The 13,617-nt window shown below is 54.6% G+C and carries 12 protein-coding genes; 8 read left to right on the top strand and 4 right to left on the bottom strand.

Annotated features, from left to right (window positions below):
• Positions 1–1,167, bottom strand: a 1,167-nt coding sequence (ravA, locus tag H7A81_RS19860; protein ID WP_182058493.1) for an ATPase RavA, incomplete at its 3' end; no start/stop codon positions are given.
• Between the two features lie 299 nt (positions 1,168–1,466).
• Between ravA and kup the strand changes: the two genes are divergently transcribed.
• The gene (gene kup / locus H7A81_RS19855) at positions 1,467–3,335 is read left to right on the top strand and encodes a low affinity potassium transporter Kup (protein WP_034830061.1); all 1,869 of its coding nucleotides are present in this window, start codon (positions 1,467–1,469) and stop codon (positions 3,333–3,335) included.
• A gap of 12 nt (positions 3,336–3,347) precedes the next feature.
• Here kup and qseC read toward each other — a convergent pair whose 3' ends face one another.
• Both qseC and qseB read right to left on the bottom strand, forming a co-directional pair.
• Positions 3,348–4,679: a quorum sensing histidine kinase QseC gene (qseC, locus tag H7A81_RS19850; protein WP_182058492.1), complete on the bottom strand. Its 1,332-nt coding sequence runs from the start codon at positions 4,677–4,679 to the stop codon at positions 3,348–3,350.
• Positions 4,676–5,338, bottom strand: coding sequence for a quorum sensing response regulator transcription factor QseB (qseB, locus tag H7A81_RS19845; RefSeq protein WP_058961689.1), 663 nt, complete (start codon positions 5,336–5,338; stop codon positions 4,676–4,678). Before qseB ends, qseC begins: the two co-directional genes overlap by 4 nt.
• 171 nt (positions 5,339–5,509) lie before the next feature.
• Between qseB and H7A81_RS19840 the strand changes: the two genes are divergently transcribed.
• From H7A81_RS19840 to rbsR, 7 genes are all read left to right on the top strand, one after another.
• Positions 5,510–5,905: a YgiW/YdeI family stress tolerance OB fold protein gene (locus H7A81_RS19840; RefSeq protein ID WP_034830066.1), complete on the top strand. Its 396-nt coding sequence runs from the start codon at positions 5,510–5,512 to the stop codon at positions 5,903–5,905.
• Positions 5,906–6,075: 170 nt separating this feature from the next.
• Positions 6,076–6,495, top strand: a complete 420-nt coding sequence (gene rbsD / locus H7A81_RS19835) for a D-ribose pyranase (protein ID WP_038643989.1) — start codon at positions 6,076–6,078, stop codon at positions 6,493–6,495.
• A gap of 7 nt (positions 6,496–6,502) precedes the next feature.
• Positions 6,503–8,011: a ribose ABC transporter ATP-binding protein RbsA gene (gene rbsA / locus H7A81_RS19830; RefSeq protein ID WP_034830070.1), complete on the top strand. Its 1,509-nt coding sequence runs from the start codon at positions 6,503–6,505 to the stop codon at positions 8,009–8,011.
• Positions 8,008–8,979, top strand: a complete 972-nt coding sequence (rbsC, locus tag H7A81_RS19825) for a ribose ABC transporter permease (protein WP_034830072.1) — start codon at positions 8,008–8,010, stop codon at positions 8,977–8,979. The genes rbsA and rbsC overlap by 4 nt, the downstream gene beginning before the upstream one ends.
• A gap of 27 nt (positions 8,980–9,006) precedes the next feature.
• Positions 9,007–9,882 carry a ribose ABC transporter substrate-binding protein RbsB gene (rbsB, locus tag H7A81_RS19820; protein WP_034830075.1) on the top strand — a complete coding sequence of 292 codons (876 nt, stop codon included), beginning with the start codon at positions 9,007–9,009 and terminating at the stop codon, positions 9,880–9,882.
• A 64-nt stretch (positions 9,883–9,946) separates the two neighbouring features.
• Complete coding sequence (rbsK, locus tag H7A81_RS19815) at positions 9,947–10,876, top strand: ribokinase (RefSeq protein ID WP_160833297.1); 930 nt, start codon at positions 9,947–9,949, stop codon at positions 10,874–10,876.
• 4 nt (positions 10,877–10,880) lie between these two features.
• Positions 10,881–11,873: a ribose operon transcriptional repressor RbsR gene (rbsR, locus tag H7A81_RS19810; RefSeq protein ID WP_182058491.1), complete on the top strand. Its 993-nt coding sequence runs from the start codon at positions 10,881–10,883 to the stop codon at positions 11,871–11,873.
• Here the strand turns inward: rbsR and mdtD are convergent.
• Positions 11,870–13,273: a multidrug transporter subunit MdtD gene (mdtD, locus tag H7A81_RS19805; protein ID WP_034830079.1), complete on the bottom strand. Its 1,404-nt coding sequence runs from the start codon at positions 13,271–13,273 to the stop codon at positions 11,870–11,872. The two genes, rbsR and mdtD, sit on opposite strands and share 4 nt — an antisense overlap.
• Between the last annotated feature and the right edge of the window lie 344 nt (positions 13,274–13,617).

Here is a 13,617-nt window from a genome sequence, read left to right as displayed (position 1 = left end):
CTGGGTTAAGGCTTCACGGGCAATCAGCACATGCGTCACTTGCATGTCGTGCAGCGTTAACGGCTGTTGCAGCATGAGCGTCAGTTGTTCATCGCTGATGGCAGCAGGCAATTCGTAATGGGGTTTGCGGCTAAACATACCGCTGTGTTTCTCCAGCGTCAGCGCTTGTGCCACGCTTTGCTGCTGTTGCAAGGCGAGACGACGTGCTTTGATCTGCTGCAGTTTGTGCAGCAACGCCTGCTGTTGCCAGGCGTGCTGGGTCATCAAAGCATCAATTTCGCGATCCAATAGCTGCATCGATGCGACGTCATGCCACAGGCAATCCTTGAGCAGAATCAGATCGATCGGCGCAATGGTCACGCGGCCACTGTAAAACGCACTGGCCTGCAGCAGATGAATCGCTTTTTTCCAGCGGCGATCGGAAATGTAAGGTGCGCTGGGCAAATTCTCCAGTTGCTGACGCAGTTGGTAAATCAGCTCAAACACATGATCAGGTAATGAGACCTGGCTGATGCCTTTCTGCCACTGGTGATACTCTTCATCACTGATGCGCAGCGCTTCCGTCACCGGATTATCATTTTCGTCCTGCTGGTGGGTGAGCATGCTGCGGAAGTTCTGCTTCTCATGCACGTTATCCAGCCATAGGCGAATCAACATGCGATCATACAAGGCTTCCAGCCCGCTATCGGCCTCCGGCAATTCGTTGGAAGCGGTCACCAGCAGGCGCATCGGAATCTTTTCTTCGCTGTCGCCATTGCGAAAGCGGCGTTCGTTGATGGCGGTGAGTAAGGTGTTCAATATCGCCGGGCCGGCTTTCCAGATTTCATCAAGGAAGACGATTTCGGCATCCGGCAGATAGCCTTTGGTTAATCGCTGATAACGACCTTCATCTTTTAACGCCTGAATCGACAGCGGGCCAAACACTTCTTCAGGGGTAGAAAAACGGGTCATCAGGTATTCAAAGGCGCGGGCGTGTTGGAAGGCGTATTTCAGGCGGCGGGCAATCAAACTCTTGGCAATGCCGGGCGGCCCCAGCAAAAATACGCTCTCGCCACTCAGTGCAGCTAATAAGCACAGGCGAATCGCATGATGCCGTTCATACAGCCCTTTCTCCAGGGCGTTACTCAGGCGAGAAATTCTTTCTGCCAAAAGATGGGGTTGAGCCATAATCACATCATTGTCCTTCTGATCCTGGAGCCGTCATATTCTGGCGAGCGCAATACTCTACTGGTTATCATGCTTGATTGCGTTGATAGCCGTCAGCTTTTTTGTTTCAGAAGGTTGAGGCGAGAGAACTCGCTGCTTCAGACGGTTTTTGGCGCCTAATTTCGGCGAAAAACCGCCTCGCTGACGTCATGATGACATGTTGTAAGAGTAGGTTTTTTTTGGAATATGTGCATACTGTGCGCTTTTTGATGGCCTGAGCGGTAGGCAAGTGCCTCATCGGCTCCAACAAAAGACAACTTATGAGCTCGGATAAGAAGCAGTCCCTTGGCGCAGTCACACTCGCCGCGATTGGCGTGGTGTATGGCGATATCGGTACCAGCCCGCTCTATACTTTGCGTGAATGTCTCTCCGGTCAGTTCGGCTTTGGCGTAGAACGCGAAGCGGTATTTGGCTTTCTCTCGCTGATCTTCTGGTTGCTGATTTTGGTGGTATCACTGAAATACATCAGCTACGTGATGCGTGCCGATAACGCCGGTGAAGGCGGGATCCTGACCTTGATGTCACTGGCCGGGCGCAATACCGGCGCACGTGCAACGGCGATTCTTGTCATCATGGGGCTGATCGGTGGCAGTTTCTTCTATGGTGAAGTGGTGATCACGCCCGCCGTCTCGGTATTGTCGGCGATTGAAGGGCTGGAGATTGCGGCACCGAGCCTGGATGCATATATCGTTCCGCTTGCGATTGCAGTGCTGACGCTGCTGTTTGTGATTCAGAAGCACGGTACCGGCATCGTGGGTAAGCTGTTTGCGCCGGTGATGCTGGTGTGGTTTATCATTCTGGCCGTGCTGGGCGCGCGTAGCATCATCAGTAACCCTGATGTGCTGCATGCCATGAACCCGTATTGGGCGATGCACTTCTTTATCCAGTACAAAACGGTGTCGTTCTTTGCGCTCGGCGCGGTGGTATTGGCCATTACCGGTGTGGAAGCGCTATATGCGGATATGGGCCACTTCGGCAAATTCCCGATTCGTCTTGCCTGGTTTATCGTGGTGCTGCCCTCGCTGGTGCTGAACTACTTTGGTCAGGGCGCGCTGCTACTTAAACATCCCGAAGCGATCAAAAACCCCTTCTTCCTGCTGGCGCCAGACTGGATGCTGATTCCCATGCTGATTCTGGCGACGCTGGCCACGGTTATCGCCTCGCAGGCGGTGATCTCTGGTGTGTTCTCCTTAACACGTCAGGCGGTGCGTTTAGGCTATCTCCCGCCGATGCGTATCGTGCACACCTCGGAAGAAGAATCGGGTCAGATTTACATTCCGGTGATCAACTGGCTGCTCTACTTCTCCGTGGTGATCGTGATTGTTGGCTTTGAGCACTCCAGTAACCTGGCGGCGGCTTACGGCATCGCGGTAACCGGCACCATGGTGCTGACTGCGATTCTCTGCTCCACGGTGGCAATTCAGAACTGGCACTGGAACCGTTATCTGGTGGTGCTGATTCTGATTGGCATGCTGTGTATTGACGTGTCCTTGTTCTCGGCAAACCTGGTCAAAGTGTTCTCCGGCGGTTGGCTGCCGCTGACCCTGGCACTGATGATGTTTATCGTTATGACCACCTGGAAAAGCGAGCGCTTCCGCCTGTTGCGTCGTATGCATGAGCACGGCAATTCGCTTGAAGCGATGATCGCTTCGCTGGAGAAATCTCCGCCGGTACGCGTGCCGGGCACCGCAGTCTATATGTCGCGTGCCCTGAACGTGATCCCTTTTGCCATGCTGCATAATCTCAAGCACAACAAAGTGCTGCATGAGCGTGTGGTACTGCTGACGCTACGTACTGAGGATGCGCCTTACGTGCATAACGTGCGTCGCGTTACCATCGAACAGCTATCGCCCACCTTCTGGCGCGTGGTGGCGAGTTACGGCTGGCGTGAAACCCCGAACGTGGAAGAAATTTTCCACCGCTGCGGGCTGGAAGGTCTCAACTGCCGCATGATGGAAACCTCATTCTTCATGTCCCATGAATCGCTGATTATTGGCGATCGCCCGTGGTATCTGCGTCTGCGCGGCAAACTGTTCCTTGCGCTGCAACGCAATGCGCTGCGTGCGCCGGATCAGTTTGAAATCCCGCCTAATCGCGTGATCGAGCTGGGCACGCAAGTCGAGATTTAAGGATCAAGCGCGTCACCAGCTCAAGGTGACGCGCAAGCCTTGAGGCTGCACATGGCTGAATGCGATGCGAATACCGTGCAGTTGCGCAATGTTTTTCACAATCGATATTCCTAAACCGCTGCCCGTTTGCGTTTGCCCCGGCGGTCGCCAGAAACGCTCACCTAGGCGCGCAAGCTGCTCATCGCTAACGCCTGACCCGTTATCTTCAATAATTATCGTCCGCGCGTTTAACGTGAACTGAATCTGGCTGCCCGGCGGCGCATAGCGCAGCGCGTTATCCAGCAGGTTACGCATCAGCAAATTCAACAGCAGAGGATGACCGTTCATCACCGGTTCGGCCTGTGCATGCAATTGCAGATCCATCTGCTGCGCCTCGGCCTGTGGAAAATGTTCTATCAGAAGCTTTTGCAGCAGCGGTGCCAGTGGCACCGGCTGAAATTCGCTGCGCAGATCGTCCGCTTCCACTCTTGATAGCGTTAAGAGTTGATCCACCAGCCGTGTGGCGCGCTGGATGCCGCTATCAAGCTGCTGCAATGCCCGTTTGCGCATTGCTTCGTCATCATCCGCCAGCTGAATCACCTCACTCTGCACGCGCAGTGCAGCTAACGGACTGCGCAGTTCGTGCGCCGCATCGGAGGTAAAACGGCGCTCGCGCTGCACGAGTTGCGCCATACGGTGAAACAGCCCGTTCAATGCCGCCACCAACGGCTGCACCTCTTTGGGCAAGCGTGCTTCGTCGAGCGGTGTGGCGTCATCGGGTGCTCGCAACTGGAGTGATGCCGTCAGGCGCTTTAGCGGGCGCAATTCGAACCACACCAATGCCAGCAGCATCAGCAGCATAAAGGGCATGGCGTAAAGCCACGGCATCAAACTCGCCAGTGCCAGATCGCGCGTCATATCGTCGCGGTATTCCCGCTCCTGGCCCACTACCACGCGATATTGTTTATCAGCAGAAGTCAGCCAAAGCAGTCGCCAACTGTCATCGTCGCCGCGCAGACGACCCTCGCGAAAACCGTCACGCTTATCATCAAACTGCATATCGCGCCCGTTCTCGCCATCGTTAAGCAACGGCTGGCCGTCCGCACGGAAAATGGCAAACGCCAGTGCATCATCATCCTGATCGCCGCGGTGATGGCGCAAAATGGATTTGGTTTTTGGCAGTGAGGCGGCGTGTAAGCTGGTGGGATCGAGTGACAGCAGGCGTTTGGCAAACAGCATTTGCTGGGTATCGAATAGCTCATTAACGGTGTCGCGGGTCTGATGCCAGGCGCTGTAACTGGCCACCCCACCGCACAGCGTAATCAGCAGCACAAAGCCGATGGCGAGTCGTAGAAACAGACTCATTCTGCCGCACCGAGTGTATAACCCACGCCGTGAACGGTACGAATAAACGCTGTGCCGAGCTTTTTGCGCAGATGGTGAATATGCACTTCTACTGCGTTGCTGGAGACATCGTCATCCCAGCTGTAGAGTTTTTCCTCCAGCTGGCTGCGGGTTAGCACGCGACCTGGATTGCGCATAAACAGCTCCAGCAGCGCCAGTTCACGGCTCTTCAGGCTGATGGTTTCGCCGTCAATCCAGACGCTGTGGCTGCTGGGCGACATCACCACCTTGCCGTGTTTCAACTCGGGCTGTAGTTGTCCATGACGGCGGCGAATCAGCGCCTGTAAACGCGCGGCGACTTCAGCGAGCGCGAAGGGCTTACACAAATAGTCGTCAGCGCCTGACTGTAATCCTTGTATGCGCTGATCGAGCGCATCGCGTGCGGTGAGGATCAGCACGGGTACATCTGCGCCCTGCTCACGCCATTGACGCAGAATCTCCAGCCCATCACGCCCGGGCAGCGAAAGATCCAGTACCACGGCATCCCAGGGTGCGGCCGATAAAGCCTGAAATCCCGCTTCGCCTGACACGAACCAGTCAACGCTGAAGCCGAGTTTCGTTAGCCCGACTTTCAGGCCATCGCCAATCAGCGTATCGTCCTCGATCAATAATATGCGCATGTGTTTCTCCTTGAGTGCAAGAGTCGTTATACGAAGCAAAAATCCGCTTGTACAGCGTCAATCGCCGCAGATTGGCTATTTTTCGTGTTTTTTTACCCCTTAAGATCCTGTTAAGAACCCTGTGCTGTAATAGCCTCCGTATCCCACACATTCATGGAACAGAGGTGAAAAATGAAAAAGAGTGCAGCGTTAATCGCGATTATTATGTTGGCTTCCACGCCGGTTCTGGCCGCACAACAGGGGGGATTTGTTGACCCAAGTGCGCCAAAGGCTCAGGTTCACGCAGGTGGCTTCCAGGCGGATAACACCAGTGTAGTGACCGTTAAGCAGGCTGAAGAGATGAAAGACGACAGCTGGATCACCGTGCGCGGTTATCTCGATAAGCAAATCGGCGATGAGGATTATCTGTTCCGTGACGGTAGCGGCAACATGAAAGTGGAAATCGACCATAAGCGTTGGCACGGACAGACCATCACTCCGAAGGATCAGGTTGAACTGACCGGCGAGCTGGATAAGGACTTTAATTCCATTGAACTGGACGTTAAGCAGGTCCGCAAGCTGCCATAACACCCTTCAGAGCCGCTCAGGCGGCTCGCATCCACCACCAAACTCAAATTATTCCCGGCACAAGCGAAACGTTTCGATGGCGATCACATTTCCGTGATGACGTCATTGAGTTGCCGCGCACATTTAATACACTCCCGCTCAGCGAAACGTTTCGCTGTGGAGTGGAAGAAATGAAAAAAGGTCGCTTGTTAAACGCTGAACTCTCTCATGTGATTGCCCGCCTGGGGCACACCGATACGCTGACGATTGCGGATGCGGGCTTGCCGATTCCGGCCGGACCACAGCGAATCGACCTGGCGTTGACGCCGGGAACGCCCGAATTTTTACAGGTGGTTGATGTTGTCACTCAGGAGATGCAAGTCGAAAGCGCCCTGATGGCGGAGGAGATCAAGCAACACAATCCGCAACTCCACAGCGCACTGCTCGCCGTGCTCGATGCCTTGCAACGGCACCAGGGGAATGTCATCACCATCCGTTACACCAGCCATGAACAGTTCAAACAAGAAACGCAGCGTAGTCAGGCCGTCATTCGCAGCGGAGAGTGTTCTCCGTATGCGAATGTCATCCTGAGCGCTGGCGTAACCTTCTGAGGTCGTTATGCAACCGTTATTGCAACTCAAAGGGATTGAAAAGTCGTTTCCCGGCGTGAAAGCGCTGAATGGCGCTTCGCTGGCTGTTTATCCGGGGCGCGTGATGGCGCTGGTGGGTGAAAACGGCGCGGGGAAATCCACCATGATGAAAGTGCTGACCGGCATTTACAGCATGGATGCGGGCTCTCTGCAGTGGCTGGGCAAGGATGTGGCTTTTTCTGGACCGAAAGCGTCGCAGGAAGCGGGCATTGGCATTATTCATCAGGAACTCAACCTAATTCCGCAATTGACCGTGGCGGAGAATATTTTCCTCGGTCGCGAATTTGTTAACCGCTTTGGCCGCATCGAATGGAACCGGATGTACGCCGAGGCGGATGCCTTATTACATCGTCTGAACCTGCGCTTCAACAGCCATAAGCTGGTGGGCGATTTATCGATTGGCGATCAGCAGATGGTTGAGATCGCCAAAGTGCTTAGCTTCGAGTCGAAGGTCATCATTATGGATGAACCGACCGATGCGCTGACCGATACCGAAACCCTGTCGCTGTTCCGCGTAATCAATGAACTGAAAGCGCAGGGCTGCGGCATTGTTTATATCTCGCACCGTATGAAAGAGATCTTCGAGATTTGCGATGATGTCACCGTGTTTCGTGACGGGCAATTTATTGCCGAGCGCGCGGTGAGCGATCTCAGCGAAGAGAGTCTGATCGAGATGATGGTGGGCCGTAAGCTGGAAGATCAATATCCGCATATTGATCAGGCACCGGGCGATATTCGTTTAACTGTTAAAAATCTCAGTGGGCCGGGCGTGGATAACGTCAGTTTTAACCTACGCAAAGGGGAAATCCTTGGCATTTCCGGTTTAATGGGCGCGGGACGGACGGAACTGATGAAAGTGCTGTACGGCGCACTGCCTCGCAGCAACGGCACCGTTACGCTCAACGGTCGCGAAATTATTACCCGATCACCTCAGGACGGCCTGGCCAACGGCATCGTCTACATCTCAGAAGACCGCAAGCGCGATGGCCTGGTGCTCGGCATGTCGGTGAAAGAGAACATGTCATTGACCGCGCTGCGCTATTTCAGCCATGCCACCGGTAATCTGAAACACAGTGAAGAACAACTGGCAGTAGGCGACTTCATCCGTTTGTTCAACGTTAAAACCCCGTCAATGGAGCAGCCGATTGGCCTGCTGTCGGGTGGTAATCAGCAGAAAGTGGCGATTGCGCGCGGATTAATGACGCGCCCGAACGTACTGATTCTGGATGAGCCGACGCGTGGCGTGGACGTGGGTGCGAAAAAAGAGATTTATCAGTTAATTAACCAGTTTAAAGCCGAAGGGCTGAGCATCATTTTGGTGTCATCGGAAATGCCGGAAGTGCTGGGCATGAGCGATCGCATCCTGGTGATGCATGAAGGCCATCTGAGTGGCGAATTTTCCCGTGAGCAGGCTACCCAGGAATCCCTGATGGCGGCGGCAGTCGGTAAGCAACACAGCGAGGAGTTAGTTGTATGAGCACCCAAACCTTACCCGCCAGCCGTCGCTGGTTTAGCAAAGCCTGGCTGCTGGAGCAGAAATCGCTGATTGCGCTGATCGTGCTGATTGCCGTGGTGGCGAGCCAAAGCCCGAACTTCTTCACCGTTGCCAACATGTTCAACATCCTGCAGCAGACCTCGGTTAACGCCATTATGGCCGTCGGCATGACGCTGGTGATTCTGACTTCGGGTATTGATCTGTCGGTGGGATCGCTGCTGGCGCTCACCGGTGCAGTCGCCGCCTCGATTGTCGGTTTGGAAGTGAATGCGCTGGTGGCAGTAGCGGCTTCGCTGGCGCTGGGTGCGGCGATTGGCGGTATTACCGGCGTGATTGTGGCGCGCGGCAAGGTACAGGCGTTTATCGCCACGCTAGTGATGATGCTGCTGCTGCGCGGCGTGACCATGGTGTACACCAACGGTAGCCCGATCAACACCGGTTTCAGTGATAACGCCGATCTGTTCGGCTGGTTCGGTATTGGCCGTCCGCTGGGTATCCCAACGCCGGTGTGGCTGATGGCAGTAGTGTTCGCGCTGGCGTGGTACATGCTGCATCACACGCGCCTCGGTCGTTACATTTATGCGTTAGGCGGCAATGAAGCGGCGACACGTCTGTCAGGCATCAATGTTAACCGCGTCAAAATCATCGTCTATTCGCTGTGTGGTCTGTTGGCGGCGCTGGCGGGCACCATCGAAGTCGCGCGGCTTTCCTCTGCGCAACCGACGGCAGGTACCGGTTATGAACTGGATGCCATCGCGGCGGTGGTCTTAGGCGGAACCAGCCTGGCGGGCGGTAAAGGTCGCATTATGGGCACGCTGATTGGCGCGCTGATCCTGGGTTTCCTGAACAACGGCCTGAATCTGATGGGCGTATCTTCTTACTACCAAATGATTGTTAAAGCCGTTGTCATTCTGCTGGCGGTGCTGGTGGATAACAAAAGCAGCAAATAACTCTGACCTTCACACAGGACTCTATAAATGAAAAAGTTAACTGCATTGGCCGTCATCCTTGGCGCTACCCTCAGTGCTGGCGCGATGGCTAAGGACACCATTGCGCTGGTTGTATCAACGCTGAATAATCCGTTCTTTGTGTCTCTGAAAGATGGCGCACAGAAAGAAGCCGACAAACTGGGTTATAACCTGGTGGTGCTGGATTCGCAGAATAACCCGGCGAAAGAGCTGGCGAACGTACAGGATCTGACTGTGCGTGGCACCAAGCTGATGCTGATTAACCCAACGGATTCTGATGCCGTGGGTAACGCCGTGAAGATGGCCAACCAGGCCAACATTCCGGTGATCACCCTGGACCGCGTGGCGGCACAAGGCACCGTGGTGAGCCACGTGGCTTCTGACAACCGCTTCGGCGGCAAAATGGCCGGTGACTTCATCGCGAAGAAACTGGGCGATGGCGCAAAAATCATCGAGCTGCAGGGTATTGCCGGGACTTCCGCAGCGCGCGAGCGTGGCGAAGGCTTCAAGCAGGCTGCTGATGCGCACAAATTTAATATCCTGGCGAGCCAGCCAGCAGATTTCGACCGTACTAAAGGTCTGAACGTGATGCAGAACCTGCTGCAGGCGCATCCGGATGTACAGGCTGTATTTGCTCAGAACGACGAAATGGCGCTGGGTGCACTGCGTGCGCTGCAGACTGCCGGTAAAACCGATGTACTGGTGGTGGGCTTTGACGGTACCGCTGACGGTGTGAAAGCGGTAGAAGCCGGTAAACTGACCGCCACAGTGGCGCAGATGCCTGATAAAATTGGCGTGATTGGTGTGGACACTGCAGATAAAGTGCTGAAAGGCGAAAAAGTACAGTCGGTTAATCCAGTTGACCTGAAGCTGGTCACCAAATAAAAAACAAAGAAAAGCATGGCAACGCGCCACCGTCCTGGTGGCGCAACTTTCTGGATCACTCCCTATGAACACAAGTGCAAAACTGGCGGTACTTGGCAGCATCAATGCCGACCACATTCTGAACCTCACCCATTTTCCGCGTCCGGGCGAAACGGTGATCGGCAAACAGTATCAGATTGCCTTTGGTGGCAAAGGGGCTAACCAGGCCGTGGCGGCCGGTCGTGCTGGCGCGGATATCGCTTTTATTGCCTGTGTAGGTGCAGATGACATTGGCGAACGTATCCGCCAGCAGCTGCAGCAGGACCGTATTGATACTGCTCCGGTAGAAATCGTGGCAGACGAAGCCACCGGCGTGGCGATGATCTTCGTGAATGGCGAAGGTGAAAATAATATCGGCATCTATTCCGGTGCTAACGCGGCGCTGACGCCAGCCTGTGTCGATCGCCATCAGCAAGTGATTGCTGATGCTGAGGCCTTGCTGATGCAGTTGGAATCGCCGCTGGAAAGCGTGTTGGCGGCAGCGAAGATTGCACGTGCCAATGCCACGCAAGTGATTCTTAATCCAGCGCCTGCCACACATTTGTCTGATGAGCTGCTGGCCTTAATCGATATCATCACACCGAACGAAACCGAAGCCGAAATTCTGACCGGCATCGCGGTGAAAAGTGATGAAGATGCAGCACATGCGGCGCAGGCGTTGCATGATAAAGGCATCTCTACCGTTTTGATTACCTTAGGTCGTCGTGGTGTGTGGTTGAGCGAGCAGGGCACAGGCGTGCGTATTCCGGGCTTCACCGTGCAGGCTATCGACACCATCGCAGCGGGCGATACTTTTAACGGTGCTTTTATTACCGCGCGTCTGGAAGGCGTTGCAATGCATGATGCCGTGCGTTTTGCCCATGCCGCCGCCGCAATTGCGGTGACGCGTCCGGGCGCGCAGCCCTCAGTGCCGTGGCGCACTGAGATCGATAACTTCCTGCAGCAACAGGGTTAAGCCTTTGGCGACCATGAAAGATGTCGCCCGCCTGGCGGGCGTCTCCACTTCCACTGTTTCCCACGTCATCAATAACAATCGTTTTGTGAGCGAACAGGTGCGGGAAAAAGTGGATCAGGCAATCCGTGAGCTGAATTACGCGCCCTCCGCGCTGGCACGCAGCCTGAAAATCAACCAAACCCGCACTATTGGCATGTTACTGACGGCCAGCAGTAACCCGTTTTATTCAGAAGTGGTACGCGGCGTTGAAAATAGCTGCTACGAGCGCGGATACAGTCTGATTCTGTGCAATACCGAAGGCGATGAAGAGCGCATGAATCGAAGCCTCGAAACGCTGATGCAAAAGCGTGTCGATGGCTTATTAATGATGTGCACCGAGACGCACCTTCCCTCTGCGGAGATCCTCAATCGTTATCCGTCCGTACCCATGGTGATGATGGACTGGGCGCCGTTTGAAGGGCGTGGCGACATCATTCAGGATAATGCGCTGCTGGGCGGTGAATTGGCAACGCAGCATCTGATCGATCGCGGATACACGCGTATTGCCTGTATTGCCGGTCCGCAGGATAAAACTCCGGCGCGTTTGCGTCTGGAAGGTTTCCATAAAGCGATGACCAACAGTGGATTACCGGTGTTGCCCGGCTATGTGGTCGACGGTGATTTCGAATTTCAGGGTGGGTTTAATGCGATGAACCAGCTACTGACCCTTGAGTTGCTACCCGAAGCGGTTTTCACCAGTAACGATGCGATGGCAGTGGGCGTATATCACGCGCTATTCCAGGCGGGATTACGCGTGCCGCAAGATATCGCGGTGATGGGTTATGACAATATCGAACTGGCACGTTATCTCACACCACCGCTTAGTACCATCCATCAGCCCAAGGATGAACTGGGCGAACTGGCGATTGATACGCTGATTCACCGTATGAGCGATCCCGACGCCTGTCAGCAAACGCTGGTACTGACGCCGGAGCTGGTGGAACGCGGTTCGGTTTAAGCGGTTTTCTTCTTTTTCTCGCGATTAGCGATCAGATTGCGGCCATCGCCGGGACGCAGCATCAGGAAAGCAAACGCGGACAGCACGGTGATCACGCCCATCGTCAGGAAGGTGGCGTGGAATTGCTGCACGGTTGTGCTCTCGAAATCCTGATAGAAACGCAGTACCGCCGCACTGACGGCCACGCCAAAGCTGATCGATACCTGCTGCGTTACTGCCAGCACGCTGTTACCACCGCTGGCATTCTCATCATTCAAATCGGCCAGTGTGATGGTGTTCATCGCGGTGAATTGTGTCGACATCGCCATACCTAATACAAACAGCGCGGCTAACAGCATTAATACACTTTCACCCGGTGTTTGCAGTGAGAAGCTGGCGACAAGAATGCCGATGATGATGGTGATACCGACCAGCGTTTTACGATAGCCGAAGCGACGTAGCACTTGTGTCACGGTGGATTTGGCCAGCAGCGAGCCAATCGCTGTTGGCCCCATCATGCAACCCGCTATCAGTGCGGGATAACCAAAGCCCACCTGTAACATCAATGGCATCAGGAAGGGAATACAACCCGTGCCCAGACGTGCCGCGATATTACCAATGATGCCGACCGAGAAGGTTCGGGTCTTAAACATCGGTAAGTTGATCAGCGGTGCAGGATGGCGGCGTGCATGCACTATATATAGAAGCAATAGCGCGACACCGGCTAACAGCACCAGCACCGCCTGCCACGGCGACACGATACGCTCTCCGAACAGTTCGATACCGACGGATATCAGCACCAGACCTAAGCCAAACAGAATGAAGCCGCCAAAATCAAAGCGGCGCTTAGGCGTGGTGAAATCCGGCATATATTTACGTGCATAGAAGATGCCCGCGATGCCGATGGGAATGTTGATCAGGAATATCCAGTGCCAGCTGGCGTAGGTGACCAGCAAGCCACCGAGCATCGGCCCCAGAATCGGTCCGACTAATCCCGGCATGGTCACAAAGTTAAGTACCGGCAGCAATTCACTGCGTGGATAAGCACGCAACAATGCCAGGCGCGCGACCGGCATCATCATCGCGCCACCAACACCCTGGATAATGCGTGAGATAACCAGCATGCTCAGCGAGCCCGAGAGTGCACAAGCTAAAGACCCCAACGTAAACAGTGAAACGGCCACGATAAAGACTTTGCGCGTGCCGAAGCGATCGGCCAGCCAGCCGCTGACCGGGATCAGCATGGCGACAGTGAGCGTATAGCTGATCACAGCAGATTGCATGGCAAGAGGGGAGCGGTCGAGACTGGTGGCGATAGCAGGAAGCGCAGTATTGAGGATGGTGGCATCGAGGGCTTGCATGAAAAACGCCATTGCGGCGATCCAGGGCAAGCCGGCCATACTGCGCGCGGAGCGAATCATTGAAAGTCCTTCTTTAATAATTGTTCAGTCTGCAACAAAGAAAACGGCGTTGGACTAACAGAATAGCATTGGTGCTTATACGCGTGACGCTGATTTGTGCCGCCAAACGGGCGCTTTTGACTGATTATTGATCGAGAAATGTCTGTTTTTAGCCTGTTCGGTTAAAAAAGTAGCGCTCAGTCAATTTTTTGCAATAAACCCTTGTCAGCCCCGAATAACTCCCTATAATGCGCCACCACTGAGACGGCAAAGCGGCAACGCAGGCGGCTCAGCAGGGAGTGAAGAAATTCATCCCGCCGGAGAAAAACGCTGAAAAAAGTGTTTGACTCTGAAGGAGGAAAGCG

It is taken from the genome of Pantoea sp. ME81 (genome assembly GCF_903970985.1).
Lineage (GTDB): Bacteria > Pseudomonadota > Gammaproteobacteria > Enterobacterales > Enterobacteriaceae > Pantoea > Pantoea communis.
This window is presented reverse-complemented; position numbering and strand designations above follow the sequence as displayed.

Bases quoted from the DNA above. Each gene is read 5' to 3' on its own strand.
- rbsA (WP_034830070.1), top strand. From the start codon at position 6,503: ATGCAACCGTTATTGCAACTCAAAGGGATTGAAAAGTCGTTTCCCGGC.
- qseC (WP_182058492.1), bottom strand. From the start codon at position 4,679: ATGAGTCTGTTTCTACGACTCGCCATCGGCTTTGTGCTGCTGATTACG.
- qseB (WP_058961689.1), bottom strand. From the start codon at position 5,338: ATGCGCATATTATTGATCGAGGACGATACGCTGATTGGCGATGGCCTG.
- mdtD (WP_034830079.1), bottom strand. From the start codon at position 13,273: ATGATTCGCTCCGCGCGCAGTATGGCCGGCTTGCCCTGGATCGCCGCA.
- kup (WP_034830061.1), top strand. From the start codon at position 1,467: ATGAGCTCGGATAAGAAGCAGTCCCTTGGCGCAGTCACACTCGCCGCG.
- rbsD (WP_038643989.1), top strand. From the start codon at position 6,076: ATGAAAAAAGGTCGCTTGTTAAACGCTGAACTCTCTCATGTGATTGCC.
- rbsK (WP_160833297.1), top strand. From the start codon at position 9,947: ATGAACACAAGTGCAAAACTGGCGGTACTTGGCAGCATCAATGCCGAC.
- rbsC (WP_034830072.1), top strand. From the start codon at position 8,008: ATGAGCACCCAAACCTTACCCGCCAGCCGTCGCTGGTTTAGCAAAGCC.
- rbsB (WP_034830075.1), top strand. From the start codon at position 9,007: ATGAAAAAGTTAACTGCATTGGCCGTCATCCTTGGCGCTACCCTCAGT.
- H7A81_RS19840 (WP_034830066.1), top strand. From the start codon at position 5,510: ATGAAAAAGAGTGCAGCGTTAATCGCGATTATTATGTTGGCTTCCACG.